This window comes from Limnofasciculus baicalensis BBK-W-15 (assembly GCF_024178385.1).
Taxonomy (GTDB): Bacteria; Cyanobacteriota; Cyanobacteriia; order Cyanobacteriales; family Coleofasciculaceae; genus Limnofasciculus; species Limnofasciculus baicalensis.
The window spans coordinates 1-4,728 of the sequence record NZ_JAMZMM010000417.1 but is presented as its reverse complement, the minus strand read 5'-3'; the positions used below and the strand labels follow the sequence as shown (position 1 = coordinate 4,728).

The window sequence follows — 4,728 nt, the reverse complement described above, 5'->3', positions numbered from 1 at the left end:
CCTGCCCAACACCCCCAATCCCACACCCCCCATTTCTCCGCCGACAATGAAACAGCGCTCCTTATGGAAAGGGCGGCTTCCACCCTCCTGCTAGAGTAGCAATATCATATTTGAACTGAAAGATACATGAGTGCAATTCAACTTCAAGTCATTCCCCACCAAACCCACGACGGTTTACCTTACCAACACCTACATATTAAGATTGTTAACGAAAACGGGATCGTTGTCCCTGGCGATCTTAAGGGAGTAAAATTGCCAGAAGGCATTGATTATAGCCAAGGTATCGTAATCGAAGGCAAAGGACCAATTTGGTTATACGGATATTTAGTTCACGAGTGCCATCCGGCTGCTTGGGTGGGGTGTTACGATCCTCGTATGGGTATAGTTGTTGTGGCTACCCATACTCCTAATGTGGGAATTTCTCAAGTCTTTAAAGTCGATTTACCCCAGCCCCTCCCCTAAAAGGAGAGAGGAGGATGATAATACTTCCTCACCCACGATTTGGAAAAGCTGGTTAAAGTTGCTAAACTTGATATCGATTGGACTGCTATTGTCGCAGTAAGCCCAAAACATGAATTAATTAAGGGTTTACGTCAGTTACAACAGCAGTATAATTTCAACTTGTCAGGGAGACGGCTGACTAATAATCGAGTTAATCAGGTGTGGGTTGAAGATGCTTACATTTATCAAGTAAAGTAAGTTTACGGTGCGTTATAAAGTAACACACCCTACAAAATTTGTACTACAATAAGGTAAGCTCTTATAATACAACCAGATCAGCCCTGACTTTAAAGCCTTGATTCAAGCAGAAACCCTAGAATTACTCGAATGGCAGCGCCTCTGCAACCACCTAGCTACCTTTGCCGCCACCAAGCTAGGGGCGATCGCATCTCGCCATCTTCAACCGCCTACCACCCAAGCAGAAAGCCTGCAACTACTAGCTCAGACGAAGGAAGTTTATCAATTAGAAATTCATTTAACTAATGGCTTGACATTTGACGGGATTTATGATTTCGGTGATTCTTTAGAAAGGGCGGAACGACAAGGTGTCTTATCTGGAGAGGAATTACTTGCGATCGCCACAACTTTAGCAGGGATGCGCCGTTTGCGGCGGATAATTGACGATCGAGAGGATATCCCTGTACTCGCTGCCTTGGTTGCCGATATCCGCACCTATCCAGAAATTGAGCAAGAAATTCACCACTGTATCGACGAAAGAGGAGATGTCGCAGATCGCGCTAGTCCTAAGTTAGCAGGGATTCGCACACAACTAAAATCAGTCCGCGATCGCATTTATCAGGTTCTTCAGGGTATCTTACAGCGTCAAAGCAATGCTGTGCAAGAGCTTCTGATTACCCAAAGAGGGGATCGTTTTGTGATTCCCGTCAAAGCACCACAAAAAGATGCTATTCCTGGTATTGTTCACGATGTTTCTAGTAGTGGTGCTACCTTATATATAGAACCCCATTCTATTGTTAACTTAGGGAATCAGCTAAGAACATATCAGCGTCAAGAGCAAACAGAAGCAGAAGCAGTACGTCGCGCTTTAACAGAAAAGATTGCGGAAATTAAACCAGATTTAGAACAATTATTAGCCGTAGCAACTATTTTAGATTTAGCTACAGCTAAGGCAAGATATAGTCTTTGGTTGGGAGCTAATCCACCCAGATTTATAGAGCGCAATGAGGGCGAAATCATTACCCTGCGAGAATTGCGCCATCCTCTATTAGTTTGGCAGCAACAGCATGAGGAAGGTACACCCGTTGTACCGATTAATGTTCAGATTCAGCCGTCGATTAAAGTAGTAGCAATTACTGGGCCAAATACTGGTGGTAAAACGGTAACTTTAAAGACTCTGGGTTTAGCAGTATTGATGGCAAAGGTGGGATTATTTGTTCCGGCTAGGGAGCCTGTGGAATTGCCTTGGTTTGACAAAGTGTTGGCTGATATTGGGGATGAGCAGTCTTTGGAGCAAAGTTTATCAACTTTTTCAGGGCATATTCGGCGGATTAGTCGGATATTAGAGGCGTTGGCAACGGATGGGGTAACGGATGTAACGGATGGATTATCGGTGGTGGATGGAGGGGCGGATTTGGCAGCGGATGGGTTATCGGTGGTGGATGGAGGGGCGGATTTGGCAGCGGATGGGTTATCGGATTTGACAGTATCTTCCCTAACTCTCCAAAAAACCCACTCCAAAAAACCCACTCCAAAAAACCCACTCTCCCCCTACTCCCTCGTCTTACTAGATGAAGTCGGCGCAGGTACTGATCCCGCAGAGGGTAGTGCTTTGGCGATCGCACTGTTAAAATATTTGGCTAAACATGCTCAGTTAACGGTGGCTACGACTCATTATGGGGAGCTGAAGGCGCTGAAATATCAGGATGAAAGGTTTGAAAATGCGTCAGTTGAGTTTGATGATTTGACGCTTTCGCCAACTTATCGTTTATTATGGGGCATTCCTGGTCGTTCTAATGCTTTAACTATTGCTCGACGTTTGGGGTTAAAAGGGGAAGTTGTCGATGAGGCGCAAACATTAGTAGGCGGCGCGTCGGAAGAAGTGAATCAGGTAATATCGGGTTTGGAAGCACAGCGTCGCCGTCAGGAAGTCAAGGCGCAAGAGGCAAGTCAGTTATTGCAACAAACGGAAATTTTGCATGAGGAAGTGTCGAATAAGGCAAAACTTTTACAAGAGCGAGAAAGGGAGTTAAAGTTATCTCAGGAAAAAGCAGTACAAAATGCGATCGCAGAAGCAAAAGGGGAAATTGGCAAGGTAATTCGCCAGTTGCAGCAAGGCTCCCAAACTGCCCAAAATGCCCAAAAAGCCACCGCTGCAATTAAAGATATTGCTCAAAAGCATATCCCTGTCGCACCGCCACCGAAACCAAAACCGGGATTTCGCCCCAAAATTGGTGATAGAATTCGTATTCTTAAATTAAACCAAACTGCTGAAGTCATTACCGCCGCAAATGAAGCCAATGAGTTAACAGTGCGTTTTGGGATTATGAAAATGACTGTAAATCTAGCAGATATAGAATCTCTAGATGGGCAAAAACCAGATATTCCCGTTAAATCTAAACCCGCACCAACTCCCACAGTATCGTCAGCTTCCACTTCAGCCTCTACTCCCGTAATTCGTACATCAAAAAATTCGATTGATTTGCGAGGTAAACGAGTTTCTGATGCAGAATTTGAGTTAGAGCAAGCGATATCTGAAGCGATAGAATATGGAACATTGTGGATTATTCACGGTAAAGGTACAGGTAAACTCCGGGAAGGGGTACATGAATTTTTGACACGACATAATTTGGTAGCGCGTTTTGAGTTAGCAGCACAAAAGGAAGGTGGTGGTGGTGTGACTGTAGTCTATTTAAAATAGGGATAAATTATCCCATTTGGTTTTATAAATACAGCAGATTGCAGGTTTATGAAGTACGCCCCAGAAACCGGGTTTCTATGTATCTCTGTTTGAGAAACCGGATTTCTATGTACCTCACATACCTGAAAATTGCTGTATCTTGATTATGCCAATCTCCTTATAGAATAATCTAACTCCCATAAAATTTTCCGATCTCTCCTGTAAAATCTATAACATTTTCCCAATGAATATTGTGCCCGCTATTTTTAATTAGCTTTAATTCGGCTCCTTTAGATATAGCAGCCATTTCTTGGTTAATTAACTTAAACTGATCATCGTATTCACCAACGAACAAAAGTAAAGGTATTTGATTATATTGTATCTTTTCCCATAAAGATGGCTGAATTCCTGTACTCAGATTCCGTAGTGATTTAGCTAGCTCTGATGGTTTGTTATTTAGCCGACGCTCTAGTATAATATCAAAATCTCTATGTTCCTTTAAAGAACTAAATATTGCCTGCTCGTACCAGTTATTTAAAAACCTCCTAAAATCAGTGGCTTCTAACTCTTCTGCTAACTGGGTATCTCTCGCAATTCTTAATAATTTTTCCTCTTGAGTTTTCAAGCCAGGAGAAGCAGATTCTAGCACAACCTTATTAAATCTATGAGGAAAAATAATAGTTAAATATAAGGCTAATCTTCCTCCCATAGAATAACCAACTAAAAAACACTTATCAATATTTAATATATTTAAAAACTGAATTAAGCCCAAAGCCGTATTTCCCATAGTATAATACTCATTTCCACCTGTAACTATCGTCTTACCATGACCAGGTAGATCCACAGTTAAACAACAAAAATCCTTAGCTAAAAGGGCAATAACTCGATCAAACTCATGGCAATCGCCTAGAAATCCGTGCAAAAAAAGGATAATCGGCGATCGCAATTTACCGATTAAAGAATAATGAAATTGATAATTATCAACTTTGACAATTTCTCTATACCCCTTCATTATTGTACTTGTACTAACTTATGTTTAATCCTATCGCACTTCTAAAATAAGTAAAACACACCCAAAAATTCACTCTCTTCTTTGCGTACCTTTGCGGATTCCTTTGCGCTCTTTGCGTTAAAAAAAAGAATCTGTTCCTTGCCACTGAAAACCCCGATAGAATGTGACAGATGGGAGGAGTCAGCCGCACCTCGTGCCACCTGCTCCACAAGTTCTAGATGAGACTGAATTTGGTATGGTATTCCATAACTATAGACAGACCACTTTTACCGAATTGATTTTCCCTGGTAGCGAGAGAAACTTACTGTAAACTCATAAAGTCGAATGATTTATCGGGATTTACCCCTAACCCCTAACC

At 42.1% G+C, this 4,728-nt stretch carries 4 protein-coding genes; 3 read left to right on the top strand and 1 reads right to left on the bottom strand.

Features of this window, described 5'->3' with window-relative positions:
• Window positions 1-126: 126 nt before the first annotated feature.
• The 3 genes from crn3 to NJ959_RS25690 all read left to right on the top strand — a co-directional run bounded on the left by crn3 (window position 127) and on the right by NJ959_RS25690 (window position 3,379).
• Window positions 127-462 (top strand): CRISPR-associated ring nuclease Crn3/Csx3, encoded by a 336-nt coding sequence (crn3, locus tag NJ959_RS25700; RefSeq protein WP_254014603.1) that lies wholly within the window; start codon window positions 127-129, stop codon window positions 460-462.
• A 39-nt stretch (window positions 463-501) separates the two neighbouring features.
• Complete coding sequence (locus NJ959_RS25695; protein ID WP_254014602.1) at window positions 502-699, top strand: hypothetical protein; 198 nt, start codon at window positions 502-504, stop codon at window positions 697-699.
• 97 nt (window positions 700-796) lie between these two features.
• On the top strand, window positions 797-3,379 hold the full coding sequence (locus NJ959_RS25690) for an endonuclease MutS2 (RefSeq protein ID WP_254014601.1): 2,583 nt from the start codon (window positions 797-799) through the stop codon (window positions 3,377-3,379).
• Between the two features lie 169 nt (window positions 3,380-3,548).
• Here NJ959_RS25690 and menH read toward each other — a convergent pair whose 3' ends face one another.
• Window positions 3,549-4,370, bottom strand: coding sequence for a 2-succinyl-6-hydroxy-2,4-cyclohexadiene-1-carboxylate synthase (gene menH / locus NJ959_RS25685; RefSeq protein ID WP_254014600.1), 822 nt, complete (start codon window positions 4,368-4,370; stop codon window positions 3,549-3,551).
• Window positions 4,371-4,728 lie beyond the last annotated feature (358 nt).

Excerpts from the sequence above, each read along its gene's own strand:
- crn3 (WP_254014603.1), top strand. The coding sequence starts at position 127 with ATGAGTGCAATTCAACTTCAAGTCATTCCCCACCAAACCCACGACGGT.
- menH (WP_254014600.1), bottom strand. The coding sequence starts at position 4,370 with ATGAAGGGGTATAGAGAAATTGTCAAAGTTGATAATTATCAATTTCAT.